General features: G+C 54.6%; 12 protein-coding genes and 1 pseudogene. 12 read left to right on the top strand and 1 reads right to left on the bottom strand.

Annotated features, from left to right (window positions below; all coding sequences use genetic code 11):
• Both mutL and IC803_RS10655 read left to right on the top strand, forming a co-directional pair.
• Positions 1-1,923, top strand: a complete 1,923-nt coding sequence (gene mutL / locus IC803_RS10660; protein ID WP_081206946.1) for a DNA mismatch repair endonuclease MutL — start codon at positions 1-3, stop codon at positions 1,921-1,923.
• A gap of 201 nt (positions 1,924-2,124) precedes the next feature.
• Positions 2,125-3,147: a C40 family peptidase gene (locus IC803_RS10655; RefSeq protein WP_081206947.1), complete on the top strand. Its 1,023-nt coding sequence runs from the start codon at positions 2,125-2,127 to the stop codon at positions 3,145-3,147.
• Positions 3,148-3,382: 235 nt separating this feature from the next.
• Here the strand turns inward: IC803_RS10655 and IC803_RS10650 are convergent.
• A pseudogene (locus IC803_RS10650) lies at positions 3,383-4,902 on the bottom strand (BCCT family transporter).
• Between the two features lie 192 nt (positions 4,903-5,094).
• On the opposite strand from IC803_RS10650, the gene IC803_RS10645 reads away from it, so the two are divergent.
• The 10 genes from IC803_RS10645 to IC803_RS10600 all read left to right on the top strand — a co-directional run bounded on the left by IC803_RS10645 (position 5,095) and on the right by IC803_RS10600 (position 17,406).
• Positions 5,095-6,444, top strand: a complete 1,350-nt coding sequence (locus IC803_RS10645) for an MDR family MFS transporter (protein WP_081206948.1) — start codon at positions 5,095-5,097, stop codon at positions 6,442-6,444.
• A 124-nt stretch (positions 6,445-6,568) separates the two neighbouring features.
• Entirely contained in the window at positions 6,569-8,260 is a 1,692-nt protein-coding gene (locus IC803_RS10640; protein ID WP_081206949.1) for a methyl-accepting chemotaxis protein, read from the top strand.
• Between the two features lie 198 nt (positions 8,261-8,458).
• The gene (miaA, locus tag IC803_RS10635; protein ID WP_081206950.1) at positions 8,459-9,406 is read left to right on the top strand and encodes a tRNA (adenosine(37)-N6)-dimethylallyltransferase MiaA; all 948 of its coding nucleotides are present in this window, start codon (positions 8,459-8,461) and stop codon (positions 9,404-9,406) included.
• A 34-nt stretch (positions 9,407-9,440) separates the two neighbouring features.
• On the top strand, positions 9,441-9,668 hold the full coding sequence (hfq, locus tag IC803_RS10630; RefSeq protein WP_063166216.1) for an RNA chaperone Hfq: 228 nt from the start codon (positions 9,441-9,443) through the stop codon (positions 9,666-9,668).
• Positions 9,669-9,985: 317 nt separating this feature from the next.
• Positions 9,986-10,918, top strand: a complete 933-nt coding sequence (gene spoVK / locus IC803_RS10625) for a stage V sporulation protein K (RefSeq protein ID WP_081206951.1) — start codon at positions 9,986-9,988, stop codon at positions 10,916-10,918.
• Between the two features lie 166 nt (positions 10,919-11,084).
• A complete protein-coding gene (locus tag IC803_RS10620) occupies positions 11,085-12,659 on the top strand; it encodes a fatty acid--CoA ligase (protein ID WP_081206952.1) in 1,575 nt (524 codons plus the stop codon).
• A 24-nt stretch (positions 12,660-12,683) separates the two neighbouring features.
• Positions 12,684-13,829 (top strand): acyl-CoA dehydrogenase family protein, encoded by a 1,146-nt coding sequence (locus IC803_RS10615; RefSeq protein ID WP_081206953.1) that lies wholly within the window; start codon positions 12,684-12,686, stop codon positions 13,827-13,829.
• Positions 13,830-13,843: 14 nt separating this feature from the next.
• Positions 13,844-14,917, top strand: a complete 1,074-nt coding sequence (locus IC803_RS10610) for a CaiB/BaiF CoA transferase family protein (protein ID WP_081206954.1) — start codon at positions 13,844-13,846, stop codon at positions 14,915-14,917.
• Positions 14,918-14,920: 3 nt separating this feature from the next.
• Positions 14,921-16,540, top strand: coding sequence for a long-chain fatty acid--CoA ligase (locus tag IC803_RS10605; protein ID WP_081206955.1), 1,620 nt, complete (start codon positions 14,921-14,923; stop codon positions 16,538-16,540).
• A gap of 14 nt (positions 16,541-16,554) precedes the next feature.
• Positions 16,555-17,406 (top strand): 3-hydroxyacyl-CoA dehydrogenase family protein, encoded by an 852-nt coding sequence (locus IC803_RS10600; RefSeq protein ID WP_081206956.1) that lies wholly within the window; start codon positions 16,555-16,557, stop codon positions 17,404-17,406.
• Positions 17,407-17,439: the final 33 nt, after the last annotated feature.

Raw genomic sequence — 17,439 nt, 5'->3', positions numbered from 1 at the left:
ATGGGACGCATTCGCAAGCTCGACGATCAGCTAGCGAACAAAATCGCCGCCGGCGAAGTGGTCGAACGGCCGGCTTCGGTGGTGAAAGAGCTCATCGAGAACGCCATCGACGCCCATAGCACGGTGATCGACATTGAACTTGAGGAGGCTGGAATGGCGAAAATCCGCATCATTGACAACGGTGACGGAATGGAAGAAGACGATTGCCTCCTCGCTTTTGAGCGGCATGCGACAAGCAAAATTCAAGACGAGCACGATTTGTTCCGCATTCGCACGCTTGGCTTTCGGGGCGAGGCGCTGCCGAGCATTGCCTCGGTGTCCGAAGTGGAGCTGGTGACAAGCACGGGACGCGGTCCAGGGACGAAGCTTGTGTTGCAAGGCGGTGCGCTCATATCTTGTGAACGGGCGGCCGGGCGCAAAGGAACGGACATCACGGTGTCCAACTTGTTTTTCAACACTCCAGCAAGGCTGAAATATATGAAAACGATCCATACTGAGCTCGGTCATGCGGTCGATGTCGTCAACCGGTTGGCGCTCGCCCATCCGGATGTGTCATTCCGGCTTCGCCATCACGGCAAAACGCTGCTTGCGACAAACGGAAGCGGCGATGTCCGGCATGTGCTCGCCGCCATTTACGGCATGGAAACGGCGAAGCAAATGATACCGGTTGAGGGGGAGTCACTCGATTTTACGGTTCGCGGCTATGTTTCCTTGCCGGAAGTGACGCGCGCTTCGCGCAATTATATATCGCTCATTGTCAACGGGCGCTACGTGCGCAACATGCCGCTGATGAAGGCGATTGAGGCCGGCTATCATACGCTGCTGCCGATCGGCCGCTATCCGATTGCATTTCTCGCGATTGACATGGATCCGGTGCTCGTGGATGTGAACGTCCATCCAGCGAAACTCGAAGTCCGCTTCAGCAAAGAAGCCGAGTTAAACGAGCTCGTCACCGCTGCGATCCGCCAAGCGTTCCGCCGGCGGACGCTCATTCCATCCGTATCTGCTGACAGCAAAACGGCCAAAGCGAAGGTGGAACAAGCAGCCTGGACATTTGCCCATCGCGTTCATGAACCGCCCAGCGGGGAGACAAGGGGAATGGGGGATGTGACCGCAGCAGCGCCTTTAGCCGACAAAGAAACGCTTGGCCCGCCTCCCGCAGCCGATCAGGCCGATGCATCTGCTCGATGGGAAGAAGCAGCGGCGCCGGCAGTTTCAGAAAAAAAGGAGGGTGTTGCTGACGACCCGTTTGTGGCGAAGCCGGCTGCCGAGGCCGGGGAAAAACCGGAGGCGCCGCACCTGCCGGATGCCGAACGGGCCGACGGGAAACAGGCGGCCGACCGCCTCCCGCCGCTTTATCCGATCGGCCAGCTGCACGGCACTTATATTTTGGCTGAGAATGAACACGGGCTCTATATGATCGACCAGCATGCGGCGCAAGAGCGCGTCAACTACGAATATTTCCGGGAAAAGCTCGGCGAAGTGACCAATGAGGTGCAAGAGCTGCTCGTTCCGCTGACGTTTGAATATCCAGCCGACGAATACGAGCGAATCACTACTTGCCGCGACGAACTTGCCCGCTGCGGCGTGTTTCTTGAACCGTTCGGCCCGCGGGCGTTTCTCGTTCGTTCCCATCCTGTGTGGTTTCCAAAAGGAGTAGAAAAAGAAATTATCGAGGAAATGATTGAACACGTGCTGGCGGCCAAAACGGTTGATATCAAGCAGCTGCGCGAGCAAGCTGCCATTGTTATGAGCTGCAAGCGCGCCATTAAAGCGAACCAACATTTGCGCAACGATGAAATCTTCGCCTTGCTTGAAGCGTTGCGGAAGACGACCGACCCGTTTACTTGCCCGCACGGACGGCCCATCATCGTCCATTTTTCAACCTATGAAATTGAAAAGTTATTTAAACGGGTAATGTAAATGACGCTCCCTTTGTAACAAGGGAGTGTTTTTTTGTAATCATTTTGTAATCTACTTTTATTCTTCTTGTTACAGACGTCTTGTTTTTATTTTACTATAATGGCTCATGTGCAGGAATACATGGCGAATTTTGTAGAGTGATAGCGAAATTTACCTAAAGAAATAGAGAAATGTTAAATTGATGTCATAGGGGGATGCAGCATGAAAAAAACACTTCTATTTACCGGAACATTGATCGGATCGTTATTAGCCGGCCATGCGGCTTCAGCTGCGAGCTATACGGTGCAAAAAGGCGATACGCTCTGGGGAATCGCGAGGCAATATGGTACGACGGTCGAGCGGTTAAAAGAACAAAACCATTTATCTTCTGATTTCATTTTTCCAGGTCAAGTACTGCAAATCGATGAACAAAGCGAGAGCGAACAAGCCGTTTCCAATACATACACCGTTCAGCCCGGCGACACGTTAAGCGGAATTGCCCGGAAGTTTGGCACAACGGTGGAGGCGCTTATCAAGCTGAATCCAAGTATTGCCGATCCGAACTTTATCCGGGCCGGACAGGCGCTTCAAGTAACGGGCGGACAGGCAAGCACAAATACATATACTGTGCAGCCGGCGGCTGCGGCTGTGAACGGTCAGTACATCGTCCAAAAAGGGGATACATTGTCGGGGATTGCCAACAAGTTTCAAACGACCGTCGACCGTCTGTTGGCGCTTAATCCGCAAATTACGAACCCGAACGTCATTCGCATCGGCCAAGCCATTAAAGTGGCGGGTGGAACGGCCGATGCGCGGACTGAACAGCAAGCATCAACGGTCAAGCCGGTTGCGGCTGAATCGTCTGCTTCACTTGCCGACCGAATCATCGAAATCGGTGAAAAATATTTAGGAGCGAGATATTTGTACGGGGCGAGCCCATCGCGCACCGATGTGTTTGACTGCTCTTCGTTTACGATGCGCGTCTTTAGCGAGGCCGGTATTTCGCTGCCGCGCACATCATCGGCCCAAGCGCAAGCCGGAAGAACGGTGTCGTTCAGCCAATTGCAAAAAGGCGATCTCGTCTTTTTTGACACCGATTCGAACGGCACAATCAACCACGTCGGCATTTACGCTGGCAACGGGCAAATGATCAATGCGACTGTTTCGTTAGGCGTTACGTATTCATCGCTCACTTCCTCGTATTGGAAAACGCGGTTTGTAAAAGCGGTTCGGGTACTTAACTAACGGAATTGAGGATGGGCGTTTTGCCTGTCGCTGAAACACATAACCGAATGCGGCGGAAGGCTGCTCGCCTAAAGCACGTTTGTGGCTTTGGCGGGCAGCCTTTTTCTTGTGCTTTCGATGCATGGCCTTTGCCCTAGCTGCCCATCAGGAGGACGGTGTGAATCATAGGGCTTGACAATCATTGGAGATACACTAAGAAGAAAAGGTGTCCCTAAAAGCGGGGCACCTTTAGTCATTATTGGACAGGTTTTTGTGCTTTTCGCGCCGTTTCCTGCTGGAAGGAACGGATAAGGGCCAGGACGATCAAAATCATGATGATCGCAAACGGGAACGCAGCGATAATGGATGCTGTTTGCAGCGATTCAAGGCCGCCGACAAACAGGAGGATGACCGCTGTCGCTGATTGGACAATGCCCCAGACGAATTTGATCGAGTTTGGCGGGTTTAAGCTGCCGTTGGTCGTCTGCATGCCGAGCACAAACGTCGCCGAGTCGGCCGATGTGACAAAAAACGTGCAAATGAGCAAAATGGCGATTCCTGAAAGCAGCGTGGCGAGCGGAAACTGTTCGAATGTAAGGAACAAGGCTGTTTCCATTCCTTTTTCATTTATCACCTCGCCAATGCCGGCATGTCGAAATTGTTCTAGATAAAGGGCCGAACCGCCAAAAACGGAAAACCAAAGGGCACTGAAAATCGTTGGAACTGCCAAGACGCCGATCATAAATTCACGAATCGTGCGCCCGCGGGAAATGCGGGCGATGAACGTCCCGACAAACGGCGCCCGCGCGATCCACCACGCCCAATAAAAAATGGTCCACACTTTCGGCCAATCATTTTGTTCAAACGGGTTAAGCCGGAAACTCATCGACGGGAGGTTTTGCAAGTACGTCCCGATCGTTGCTGTGAACACATCCATAATAAAATTCGTCGGCCCGGCAAACAGCATGAAAACCATGAGCAGCAATGCGAGCACAATATTCAAGTTGCTTAACCATTTTATGCCTTTGTTGAGGCCGGTTTGTGCCGAGAGCATAAACAGGACAGTGACAACCACGATGATGAGCAGTTGCGTCGAAAAGGTGTTTGGAAGGCCAGGAAACAGCTGGTGCAGCCCTCCGCTAATTTGAATGGCTCCCAGCCCCAATGAAGTGGCGACGCCAAAAATCGTCGCATAGACGGCTAACGTATCAATGACTACGCCGAGGCTGCCTTCTGTGCGTGCGCCAAACAGGGGCGCAGCGTGCGGCTAATGACGCCGGCTTCGCGTTTGCGAAACTGGAAGTAAGCGAGCGCCAAGGCAAGGACGCCGTAGATCGCCCATGGATGCAGCCCCCAATGGAAAAATGAGTAGCGCATCGCCAGACGGGCCGCTTCCGCTGTCGCCCCTTCCCCTGTTGGCGGCGTGTAATAGTGGGACATCGGTTCGGCCACTCCCCAAAACACTAACCCGATTCCCATTCCGGCGCTAAACAGCATGGCAAACCATGTCATATAGCTGTATTCCGGTTTTTCTCCGTCGCGGCCAAGACGGATATTGCCGTAGCGGGAAAAAATGAGAAACAAACAAAACGCTAAAAACAACGAAGCGCTGAGCAAATAAAACCAGCCGAACTTATCGATCAGAAACGTGTGCACCGCGCTGCTGACCGCATTTAAATTGTAGCGCGGCAATAAAGATTCCGGAATAATCCCCCAAATGATAAACGCCATGGCAATCACAATTGAAATCGAAAAGACAGACGTTGTTTTTTTCATCTCTCTCCTCCTTACTGGTGCGATGATATGATGGAAGTCGGGTTAGCGGTTTTGGGAGTTTTCATTTTAGGGTAACAAAATTCGACAACGAATACAAATGATTCAGATGTTCAACGCATATCACTTGGTGCCATCATTTTTTATCATGTAAAATAAAATATTCGTAGCTTACTTAAAAAGGAGGTCATTGGTATGAACAGCCGCCTGTCGGTCATGGTCAGCATCGTGCTGGCGATGCTCGTGGCGTCGATGGATACGACCATCATGAACACGACGATGCCGATCATCGCCGAAGAGCTTGGGGGATTTTCCCTGTATGCGTGGACGTTTGCATCGTACATGATTACGACCACCGTCCTGTCGCCGATTGCTGGTCGCCTGTCAGACTTATTCGGCCGCAAAAAAGTGTTCAGCTTTGGCATTATTTTATTTTTAATCGGCTCGCTTCTTTGCGGGGTGTCGCAAAACATGGTGCAGCTTGTTTTATTCCGCGCCTTGCAAGGGGTGGGGGCCGGATTTATGATGCCGTTTCCGGCGATTATCGCCGGCGATTTGTTCCCCGTAGAAAAGCGCGGAAAAATCCAAGCGTTTTTTACTGCCATGTGGGGACTTTCTGCCGTGTTGGCGCCGCTTTTAGGTTCGTTGTTTGTCGAGTATGCGACATGGCGCTGGGTTTTTTATGTCAACATTCCGATTTGCTTGCTCTCGCTTTTGACGCTGCTTCCGTATAAAGAAGTGTATGAACCGAAGCGGGCGGCGGTCGACTATATGGGCGCGGCGCTGTTTGCGGCGGCGATCAGCTTGCTTTTGCTCGTCACGGTCGTTGAGCGGGGGAAATGGTGGTACGGTGCGGTCGGGGCGTTGTTGCTTGGCGCCTTTTATTATTTCGAAAAACGGCAGCCATCTCCGCTTGTGCCGCTGTCGCTTGTCCATCATCGGACGCTTAAATGGATGAACATTAATGGCTTTGTCAGCTGTGTCGCCTTGTTTGGGACGTCAAGCTACATCCCGCTCTTTTTGCAAAATGTCGCCCACTTGTCCGTATTTATGAGCGGTGTTGCTTTGCTTGGCTCGTCTGTCGGCTGGATGATCGCCGCCGTGCCAGCAGGGAAGTGGATTTTGCGCTATGGCTACCGCCCGCTTCTGATCATCGGCAACGTGCTGCTTGTCGCTTCCGGTCTTTTTCTTGCCTTGCTTAATGAAAACCATGGATTTTGGTACGTCTTTTTCATCATGTTTTTGCAAGGGCTGTCGTTCGGCTTGACGTCGACCGTTGGCGTTATCGGTTCGCAACAGCTTGCCGATGCCCATGAAAAGGGGATTGCGACTTCCTTTTTTATGTTTTGCCGCAATATCGGCACGGCGATCGGCGTCACGGTGATGGGGGCGTTCTTGGCGCAGGCGCCGACATTTATGACCGGCATTCGCCACCTGTTTTTATTTGGGTTAATTGGCAGCATCATCGCGCTCATTACTTCCTTTTTTATCCGCGATGAAGCGGAAGCCGGCCGAAACACGTGGCAGCCGGAGGGGACGACATAAAGTCGGTCGAAGGAGGAATGCTGCCGCCGCGGCACGTCCGTCAAAAAATGGCTAAACATCGGCGGCCATCATCCGATAATATAAGTGGAACAGCCGATTTCATTACAAAAACGGGGGATTATCGATGAAGATGACAGTTCGCAAAAAACTGCTCGCTGGCTTCAGTCTCGTCTACGTGTTAATTGCGCTGCTGGTCGGTTTCGCTTATTACGAGATTTCAATGCTTGACCGTACATACACGGACGTTACCGACAACCGCATGCCAAAACTCGTAAACGCGAAGCAGCTTGAAGTGCTCGTCCGCCGCCAAGTCGGCAGCATGCGCGGCTATTTGTTGACTGGTGATGAGACGTCGCTGGAAAACTTTGAAAAGGCGCATGAGGAATATAGAAAAACGAGTGAAAAGCTCGCAGCTTCGGTAACGCAAGAAACAACGAAACAGCTGCTTGCCGATCTCGATTTGCTTGAGCAACAGTTTTACGCGCTCGGCCAAAAGGCGTTTGAATTGAAGGCGCAAGGCAAACCGGAGCAATATACCGCGCTCGTCATGACAACCGGGCGTGACATAACGACCCAATTTGATCAAAAAATAAATCAGTTCGTTGCTTCGCAGCAACAGGAAGTAGATCAAGCGAGCCATGACGCGAGCGCATCGGCCGTCACCGTTCGCCGGCTTATCGTCATCGTCGGCGTGTTGGCGGCAGCGGCTGGGGCGATCGTCAGCTACTACATCAGCCGTTCGCTTTCCCGCCCGCTGTTTGCCCTGTCAGAAGCAGCGAAGCGGATTGCCGCCGGCGATTTGACCGAGATGAAGATGAACGTGCGCAACCGCGATGAAATCGGTGAACTTGCCGCTTCGTTTGAACAAATGGCGAAAAACTTGCGCAGCGTGCTGCATGAAGTGGCGCAAAACGCCGAACAAGTCGCCGCTTCCTCAGAAGAGCTGGCGGCGAGCGCTGAACAAACGAGCAAAGCGACCGAGCAAATCGCTATGACGATCCAAGGTGTTGCTTCCGGTGTGGACAAGCAAATGCAAAGCGTCGAGGAAACATCGGCCGCCGTCGACTCCGTGTCCGAACAAATCGGGCAAATCTCCGAGCGGGCGCAGCGCGTCGCGGCCATCGCCGCCGAAACATCGAAACAAGCCGCGGACGGCGGACAAACGATCGAGGCGAGCGTCGCGCAAATGAACAAGGTGAACGGCACGGTCGAACAGCTGGCCGAAGTGATTAAAGGGCTCGGCCGCCGTTCTGAGCAAATCGGCTCGATTATTGAGGCGATCCGCAACATTGCGGCGCAGACGAACTTGCTCGCCTTAAACGCTGCCATTGAGGCCGCACGCGCCGGCGAGCACGGGCGCGGCTTTGCCGTCGTCGCCGATGAAGTGCGGAAGCTGGCGGAGCAATCGGCCGAATCGGCGCGGCAAATCGCAGAATTGATCGCCGCCATTCAAGAAGAAACGGCTCACGCCGTCCAATCGATGGAGTCGGTTGTCAACGAAGTGACAGCCGGAACGGGAGTCATCCGCGCTTCGGGCGAGACGTTTGCTCAAATCCGCGCCGCCGTTGACGGAGTGGCCGCGCAAATTCGCGACGTATCGGCTTCGGTCAGCGAGATGGCTGCTTCCTCCGAACAAATCGTACGCTCCGTTCGGCTTGTTGCTGACGTCGCCGAATCGACATCGGCTGGCACGCAGGAAGTATCGGCGGCGACCGAGGAACAGCTGGCGTCAATGGAAGAAATTTCAGCTTCCGCCGCATCGCTGTCGAAAATGGCTGATGATTTGCAGGCGATTGTCGGCAAATTTTCGCTCTGATGATGGACGCCTCTGACGGCGTTCATTTTTTTGACCCGTTCGGCGAGGCGAAAGGAAAGGACGGCCATTTTTCGCGTCGCTATGTATAAAACGGCGGTCAGATGGCGAAAACGTAGGAAAGAAATTGTTTCATGCGTTGCCGTTTTTATGTATAATGGTGTTTGATACGAGTTTAGCAACAGAAAGCAGTGGCGCATCATGGCAGAAAAAGTCGTTGTCATCGTCGGACCGACAGCAGTCGGCAAAACGAAGCTCGGCATCGCGCTGGCGAAAAAGCTGGGCGGGGAGATCATCAGCGGTGATTCGATGCAAATTTACAAAGGAATGGACATCGGCACCGCGAAAGTGAAACCGGATGAAATGGAAGGGGTTCCGCACCATTTGCTCGACATTAAAGAGCCGTGCGAACCGTTTTCCGTCGTCGAATTTCAGCGGCTCGCCCGTGCGCTTATTGCCGATATTTCCGCACGCGGCCGGCTGCCGATCATCGTTGGCGGCACCGGGCTGTACATTCAAGCCGCCATTTACGATTACCAATTTTCCGATGCCTCTTCCGATGAAGCATACCGCCGGACGCTCAAGCAGCTGGCAGCCGAACAAGGGGTCGAGGCGCTTCATGAGCAGCTTGAGGCAGTTGACCCGGAAAGCGCAGCGCGCATCCATCCGCACAACATCCGCCGCGTCATTCGTGCACTCGAAGTGTATCATTGCACCGGGAAACCGTTCAGTGAATGGCAGCGGGGGCAGCAGCGGCAGCTTTTGTACGAAACGGCTATCATCGGGTTGACGGCGGAGCGGAACGTGCTTTACCGCCGCATTAATGAACGGGTCGACGAGATGATCGCCGAAGGGCTGATTGAAGAGGCGAGATCGCTGTACGACCGCGGCTTGCGCGATTGTCAGGCGGTGCAGGCGATCGGCTACAAAGAGCTGTACGACTACTTTGACGGCCGCGTCTCCCTCGACGAAGCGATCGAGCAGCTGAAACAAAATTCACGCCGCTATGCGAAACGGCAGCTGACATGGTTTCGCAATCAAATGCCGGTTAGATGGTTTGACATGACGGACCCCGAACCATTCGCCGCCAAGGTGGAGGAAATTTTTCACTACATAGCAGGAAAGCTTCGACTCGAAGCGAATATATAACCATATCTTTAGAGAGAAAAGAGGAGGACGTTCCATGAAAAATACGATCAACATTCAAGACCAGTTTTTAAACCAGCTGCGCAAAGAAAGCATCCAAGTAACTGTCTTCTTATTGAACGGCTTCCAGCTGCGCGGGTACATTAAAGGCTTTGACAACTTCACCGTGTTGCTCGAAGTGCAAGGAAAACAGCAGCTCATCTACAAACATGCGATTTCGACGTTTGCGCCGGAGCGGAACATCCAGTTTGAAACCGAACAATGACGCCGCCGGTACATAAGCCGCCGAGAAAAAAAGACGCCCTCCTTAGAGGGCGTCTTTTTTCTGCATTTCTCAGTCCGCCCTTTCCGCCCCTCCGCCCCCAGTTCGCGTCGCTTTTTTATTTCTAATGCGTAAACGGCCGTTAATTTGAATAAAAATATACAAACTTTTCCGTGCTAAGATCAGCCGGCCGGCTGTTCGTTTGGGCGATTGTCACGGATTGGCGGCGGCGTACGTATACTAATAGGGAAAAGGCGAGGCGTCGACAGCCAAATCGGAATGGGTGTGGATGGCAAAAACGGGAAGCGAGGTGACGCCCCTTGTCAGAGGTGACGATGAACAAAGCGAAAGGGCAAATTAATATTGTGTTGAATTCGAAAACGGTGAATCACCTAGTGAAAGAAGAGCGGAACGACTGGCTTGATGGCGAAGAACATCAGGCGCTTCGCAATGTTCAAAAAGAACTCGACCAACTGATCGGACTCGATCATGTCAAAAAAATCGTCAAGGAAATTTACGCCTGGCTGTACATTAGCCGGATGCGCAAAGAAAATGGCTTGAAAGCGAACCGCCAAGCACTTCATATGATTTTTAAAGGAAATCCTGGAACAGGAAAAACGACAGTGGCGCGTCTGCTCGGCAAACTGTTTTTTGAGATGAACGTGCTGTCAAAAGGGCATTTCATTGAGGCCGAGCGGGCTGATTTAGTCGGAGAATATATCGGGCATACGGCAAGCAAAACGCGTGACTTGATCAAAAAAGCGCGCGGCGGCGTGTTGTTTATCGATGAAGCGTATTCGCTCGCCCGCGGCGGCGAAAAAGATTTCGGCAAAGAAGCGATCGATACGCTCGTCAAAGGGATGGAAGATTACTGTGACGACTTGGTCGTCATTTTAGCGGGTTATCCGAAGGAAATGGATTATTTTTTGTCATTAAACCCCGGCTTGCCGTCGCGTTTTCCGTTGACGATTGAGTTTCCCGATTATACGGTCGAGGAGCTTGTGCAAATTGCCAAGCAAATGTTGCGTGAGCGTGAATACGAAATGACGCCGGAGGCGGAACGGAAGCTGTACGTCCATTTAGAGGGGACGCTCGAGGCCGCGGGCCGGCTGAAGTTCAGCAACGGCCGCTACGTCCGCAACTTGATCGAAAAAGCGATCCGCAAGCAGGCGGTTCGTCTTCTTCATGAAGGGCGCTACGACAAAAAGGAGCTGATGACGATCCGCGACCGCGATTTAGTCATTTACTCCTAAAAAAGAAAGGGAAGCCCCCCTTTCTTTTTTTTTGGCGGCAAAAGAGGAATGTCAAGAAAAAGGGCGAATACATAAACAACGAGGGCGCATGCGCCAACTGATCTGAATTATCTGTCAAATCGACTTGCTTGCCCTCTGTCCATTTGGAAAAAAGGGGGAAAGGCGCTTGTACGCAACGATTGGGGAGATGTTTTCTCAGACGGTAAGAAAATTCCCGACGCGCGAGGCGGTCGTTGAGGTGGCGACCGGACGCCGCTATACGTATGAGGAATGGGAGAGGAACGTGAACCGATGGGCGAACGCCTTTCTTGAAGCCGGCGTACGCAAAGGGGACCGCATCTCGACGGTGCTGTACAACACGCTTGAGCTGGCCACCGCCCTGTTTGCCTGCGCCAAAATCGGCGCCGTGTTCAATCCGATCAATTTTCGGCTGAAAGCGGAGGAAATCGCCTATATTTTGACGGACGCCGAACCGAAAATCGTCGTATTTGAACGGGCGGTCGAGCCGCAGCTCGCCGCGATCCACAGCCGTTTTCCGCATGTGTCGTTTTGGTCGATTGACCGCGATCCGCCGCCGTTTGCCAAAAGTGCCCATGAACAAGCCGGGCGGGCCGGAGAGGAAGCGCCGCGCGTGCATGTGGAAGAGATCGATCTGTACGCCATTATGTACACGAGCGGCACGACCGGGCGGCCCAAAGGGGTGATGCACCGGCATCGCGACATGATCGAGCAAAGCGTCATTTGCCATGGTATGATGCGCATCCGGGAAACGGACCGCGGATTGGCGGCAGCGCCGCTGTTTCATTGCGCCGAGCTGCATTGCTGCTTGCTGCCGCGCGTGCATGCCGGAGCGGCGAGCGTCATTTTGCATCATTTTGACGCCAAGCTCGTTCTCGAGACGATCGAACGCGAACGAATTACGCTCATGTTCGGCGCCCCGACGATGTGGAATATGATCTTGCAGGAAAATGTAAGCGATTACGATCTTTCCTCGCTCCGCCTCGGCTTGTATGGCGCCGCCCCGATGGCCCCCGCGCTTGTGAGGCAATGCCAAGAGCGGCTCGGCATTGAGCTGATTCAAGCGTACGGAATGACGGAAATGGGGCCGGCGGTGACGTTTTTGTTGGAAGACGAGCAGCTGAAAAAAGCCGGTTCTGCCGGACGCGCCTGCTTGAACCATGAAATCCGCGTCGTCCGCGCGCGGGAAGATGGGCCGTCCGACCCGGACGATGTGCTGCCGCCGGGTGAAGTCGGCGAGATCATTATGCGCGGCCCGTGCATGATGGCCGGCTACTATAAGCGCGAAGAGGCGACGGAAAAGGCGTTGTACAAAGGCTGGTATCATTCAGGCGATCTCGGCTACCTTGATGAAGACGGCTACTTGTATGTCGCCGACCGAGTCGATGACATGGTGATCAGCGGCGGAGAAAACGTCTATCCGCGCGAGGTGGAGGACGTGTTGTATGAGCATCCAAAAGTGCTTGATGTCGCCGTGCTCGGCGAACCGGATGAACTATGGGGAGAAAAAGTCGTCGCCTTCATCGTCAAAAAAGATGACCGCCTGACCGCTGATGAGCTTGAGCGGTTTTGCCAAACGAGCGACCGCCTCGCCCCGTATAAGCGGCCGCGCGCCTATTATTTCATCGACGCCCTGCCGCGCAACGCGAGCGGCAAAATCCAAAAGTTTTTGCTGCGCGAGCGGCTGAAACAGCAGGCGGCGGGCGGAACGGAGAAAAAGTGACCGAACAGAAGAGAGGGATGAACGGTGACAGCTCGCTATTTACGCGAGGAGCACCATATTTTCCGCGATGCATTCCGCAAGTTTTTAGAGAAAGAAGCCTATCCGTACTATGGCGAATGGGAGCGGCGCGGCATCATTCCGCGGTCGTTTTGGGCGAAAATGGGGGAAAACGGCTTTCTTTGTCCATGGGTCGATGAGAAGTACGGGGGGTTAAACGCTGATTTTGCCTACTCGGTCGTCATCAATGAGGAGCTGGAAAAAGTCGGTTCCAGCCTTGTCGGCATCGGCCTGCATAACGATATTGTGACGCCGTACATCGCCTCGTACGGAACGGAGGAACAAAAACAAAAATGGCTGCCGAAGTGTGTCAATGGCGAGCTCATTACCGCCATCGCCATGACCGAACCGGGGGCCGGGTCGGATTTGGCGAACATTTCGACAACAGCGGTGAAAGAAGGCGACGACTACATCGTCAACGGACAAAAAACGTTTATCACCAACGGCATTCACGCCGATTTGATCGTCGTCGCCTGCAAAACCGACCCGCACGCCAAACCGCCGCACCGCGGCATCAGCCTGCTCGTCGTGGAGCGGGATACGCCGGGGTTTACGCGCGGGCGGAAGCTTGAGAAAGTCGGGCTGCACGCCCAAGATACGGCTGAACTCATTTTTCAAGATGCGAAAGTGCCGGCGTGCAACTTGCTCGGCGAGGAAGGAAAAGGCTTTTATTATTTGATGGAAAAGCTTCAGCAGGAGCGGCTCGTCGTCGCCATCGCCGCGCAGACGGCGGCCGAAGTGATGTTTTCACTCACAAAGCAGTACGTAAAACAGCGCTCAGCGTTCGGCCGGCGGGTGAGCGAGTTTCAAACCGTCCAGTTCCGTCTCGCCGAAATGGCGACTGACATCGCCCTCGGGCGCACGTTTGTCGACCGCGTCATCGAGGAGCACATGGCTGGAAAACAAATCGTCGCAGAAGTGTCGATGGCGAAATGGTGGATCACGGAGATGGCGAAGCGCGTCGCGGCCGAATCCATGCAGCTGCACGGCGGCTACGGCTATATGGAAGAATACGAGATCGCCCGGCGCTATCGCGATATTCCGGTGAGCGCCATTTACGCCGGGACGAACGAGATGATGAAAACGATCATCGCCCGGCAGCTAGACTTGTAGAAAGAGGGAAAGATATGCTTCATGGCATTGTAGTTGTTGATTTTTCCCAGTACTTGCCGGGTCCGTTTGCGAGCTGGCGTCTCGCCCAACTCGGAGCCGAGGTCATCAAAATCGAGCCGCCATCCGGCGACCGGCTGCGCCCGTTCGCCGAAGGCCGGCTGTTTGCCGCGTACAATGCCGGCAAAAAAAGCGCCGCCTTGGACTTAAAGACGGACGAGGGACGCGAGCAAGCTCAGCGGCTCGCCGCCCGCGCCGATGTGGTGATCGAGAGCTTCCGCCCCGGGGTGATGGCGCGGCTTGGGCTCGGGTATGACGATGTGCGCCGCGACAACGAAGGGATCATTTACTGCTCGATCAGCGGCTTTGGCCAACAGAGTGGGCGCTCGCTGCTCGGCAGCCATGATTTAAACTATATGGCGCTCTCCGGCTTATTGGCGCAGCTCGCTGATGAACGCGGCCGTCCGGTTCATCCGAAGATCACGCTTGCCGATTTTATCGGCGGCATGGCGGCGGCAGAGCGCATTGTAGCCGCACTGTTTGCCCGCGAGCGAACCGGCAAAGGCGCCTATTTGGATGTTTCCTTGGTCGACGGCCTAACGGCGATGATGGCCGGCCATTTTGCCATCGCGCATGGCGGCGGGCCGAAAAACGGCCTGGCGGAGCTCGCTGGGGAAGTCGTCTGTTATCAGCTGTATGAGACAAAGGACGGCCGCTATATAAGCCTAGCAGCGCTCGAACCGCACTTTTGGCGCCAGTTTTGCGAGGCGGTCGGCCGCCCGGAATGGATTGAGGCGCAATGGGCGCCGGCCGAGCCGGGGGAAGAGGTGTATGAAGGGCTTGCCGCTTTGTTTCGTGAAAAAACGTTTTCCGAATGGAGCACGTTCGCGGAAACGGTCGACGCTTGCCTCGCCCCGGTGCTCGAAACGGATGAAGCGAAGCAGCTGTTTGCCGGCGGCCAAGTTCGCCGCCTTGTCGCGATGCAGCCGGATGGCGTGTGGACGGCTGCGCATGGGCCGGATGGCCGGTGGGACGTCGGAGCGCCGCCTAAAGTCAATGAACATGCTTATTTGTTGAAGGGGGAGGAATAACCGATGATGAAAACACCGTTAAACATTTCGATGATGCTTGAGCGGGCGGAACTGTTTTTTCCGAAAAAACAAGTCATCTCCCGCATGAAAGGCGGCATCGTCCGCCATACATACAAAGAGATTGGGGAGCGGACGCGCCGGCTGGCCAGCATGTTGAAGCAGCTCGGGGTGGGAGTCGGCGACCGCGTCGGCACGTTCGCTTGGAACCATCACCGCCATTTGGAAGCGTATTTTGCCATTCCCGGCATCGGGGCGGTGCTTCATACGATCAACATCCGTCTCTCGCCGCAGCATATCGCTTACATCATCAACCATGCCGATGACCGCGTTCTGCTGATCGATGATGATTTGCTGCCGGCTATTGAAGCGGTGAAAGATGAGATTCCGAATGTTCGCGCTTTCATCATCATGACCGACGCTGACGAGCTGCCGGAAACGACACTGTCGCCGGTATACCATTACGAGAAACTGCTCGCTGAAGGCGATCCGGCATTCCCGTTTTTCAAAGACCTCGATGAATACCAACCGGCCGGTATGTGCTATACGTCAGCGACGACGGGCAATCCGAAAGGGGTCGTCTACACGCACCGGAGCACCGTCTTGCACGCGATGGCGCTAGGACTGGCCGATACGCAAGGGCTTTGCGAGCGCGATGTCATTATGCCGGTCGTGCCGATGTTTCATGTCAATGCCTGGGGGCTGCCGTTTGCCGCCACGTGGTTCGGTTCGACGATCGTCATGCCGGGGCCGGCGTTTACACCGAAAGTGCTTGCCGGGCTGATTGAAGCCGAGCGGGTGACGATCACGGCCGGCGTGCCGACGATTTGGCTTGGGCTATTGCAAGAATTGGAGAAAGGCCGCTATGATGTCAGCAGCCTGACGCGTGTCATTTGCGGCGGCTCGGCCGCGCCGAAAGGGGTCATCCGCGCCTTTGAAGAAAAATACGGCATTCCGTTCATTCACGCGTACGGCATGACGGAAACGAGCCCGCTTGTGCTCGTCTCGCGCCCGAAAAGCTATCAAGAAGGGCTGCCGTACGAAGAGAAACTCGACATTCGCGCCAAACAAGGGCTGCTCGCTCCAGGGATTGAAATGAAAGTGATCGGCCAAAACGGGCCGGTTCGTTGGGACGGGCAGGAAATGGGCGAGCTTTGCTTGCGCGGGCCGTGGATTGCCGCCGAATACTATAACGACGATCGGACGAAAGAGGCGTTCCGCGACGGCTGGCTGCACACCGGTGATGTCGTCACCGTGGACGAAGAAGGGTTTGTGAAAATCGTCGACCGGACGAAAGACGTCATTAAAAGCGGCGGCGAATGGATTTCATCGGTTGATTTGGAAAATGCGCTTATGGCCCATGAGGCGGTGTTCGAAGCGGCGGTCGTCGCCGTGCCGCATCCGAAATGGCAGGAGCGTCCGATTGCCTGCGTTGTGTTGAAAGAAGGGAAAAGCGTGACAAAAGAAGAGCTGTATGACTTTTTGCGCCCGCAGTTTACGAAATGGTGGCTGCCGGATGACATCGTCTTTCTTGATGAAATTCCAAAAACGAGCGTCGGCAAGTTTTTAAAGCGGAAGCTGCGTGATGAGATGGCGGCGCGCTATGCCGATGCGGCGACGGAGTAAAGGAGGCGAACACCATGGCAGAAACGATTGCGGTCATCGGCGCCGGGGTGATGGGAAGCGGAATCGCCCAAACGGCAGCGATGGCGGGAAAAACGGTGCATTTATATGACGTGTCCGAAGCGGCCTTGCAAAACGGGCTCGCTTCGGCAGAGAAAAGCTTGCACCGCTTTGTGAAAGCAGGGCAGTTGTCTGAACAAGAGGCGCGGGCGGCGCTCAGCCGCATCCGCCCGACGACGGATTTGGCGGAAGCGGTGCGTGAAGCGGGCGTTGTCATTGAAGCCGTGCCGGAAAACTTGGCGCTGAAAAAAGAGGTGTTTCGAAAGCTTGACGAACGGACGAAGCCAGGCGTCATTTTGGCGACCAACACATCGGAGCTGAGCGTGACAGCGCTTGCCGCCGCGACCCAACGGCCGGAGAAGGTCATCGGCATGCATTGGTTCAATCCGGCGCCGGTGATGAAGCTCATTGAAATTGTCAAAGGCGAAACGACGGCCGATGAAACGGTCGACGCCATCCGCCGCCTGTCCGCGGAGCTTGGCAAAGAAACGGTCGTCGTCAAAGACCGGCAAGGGTTTGTGACAACGCGGGCGATCGCCGCCCATATGATGGAATGCATCCGCATGTATGAGGAAGGGATCGCTTCTGCTGAGGAGATCGATAAAGCGGTGCGGCTCGGCCTCCATTATCCGATGGGGCCGCTTGAGCTCGCTGACATGGTCGGGCTTGATACGCTCCTGTTTGTGAGCGAAAACATGACCGAGGCGTACGGCGACCGGTTCCGGGCGCCGCAGCTTTTGCGCAAGCTCGTCGAAGCCGGGCATTTAGGGCGGAAAACAGGGAAAGGGTTCTATACGTATGCAAAATGAACAAGCGCCTCTCACGGAGAGGGTGGACAGAAA

This window comes from Geobacillus sp. 46C-IIa (assembly GCF_014679505.1).
Classification (GTDB): Bacteria; Bacillota; Bacilli; order Bacillales; family Anoxybacillaceae; genus Geobacillus.
The sequence above is the reverse complement of the archived record's forward strand: the minus strand, read 5'-3'. Positions and strand labels throughout refer to the sequence as shown.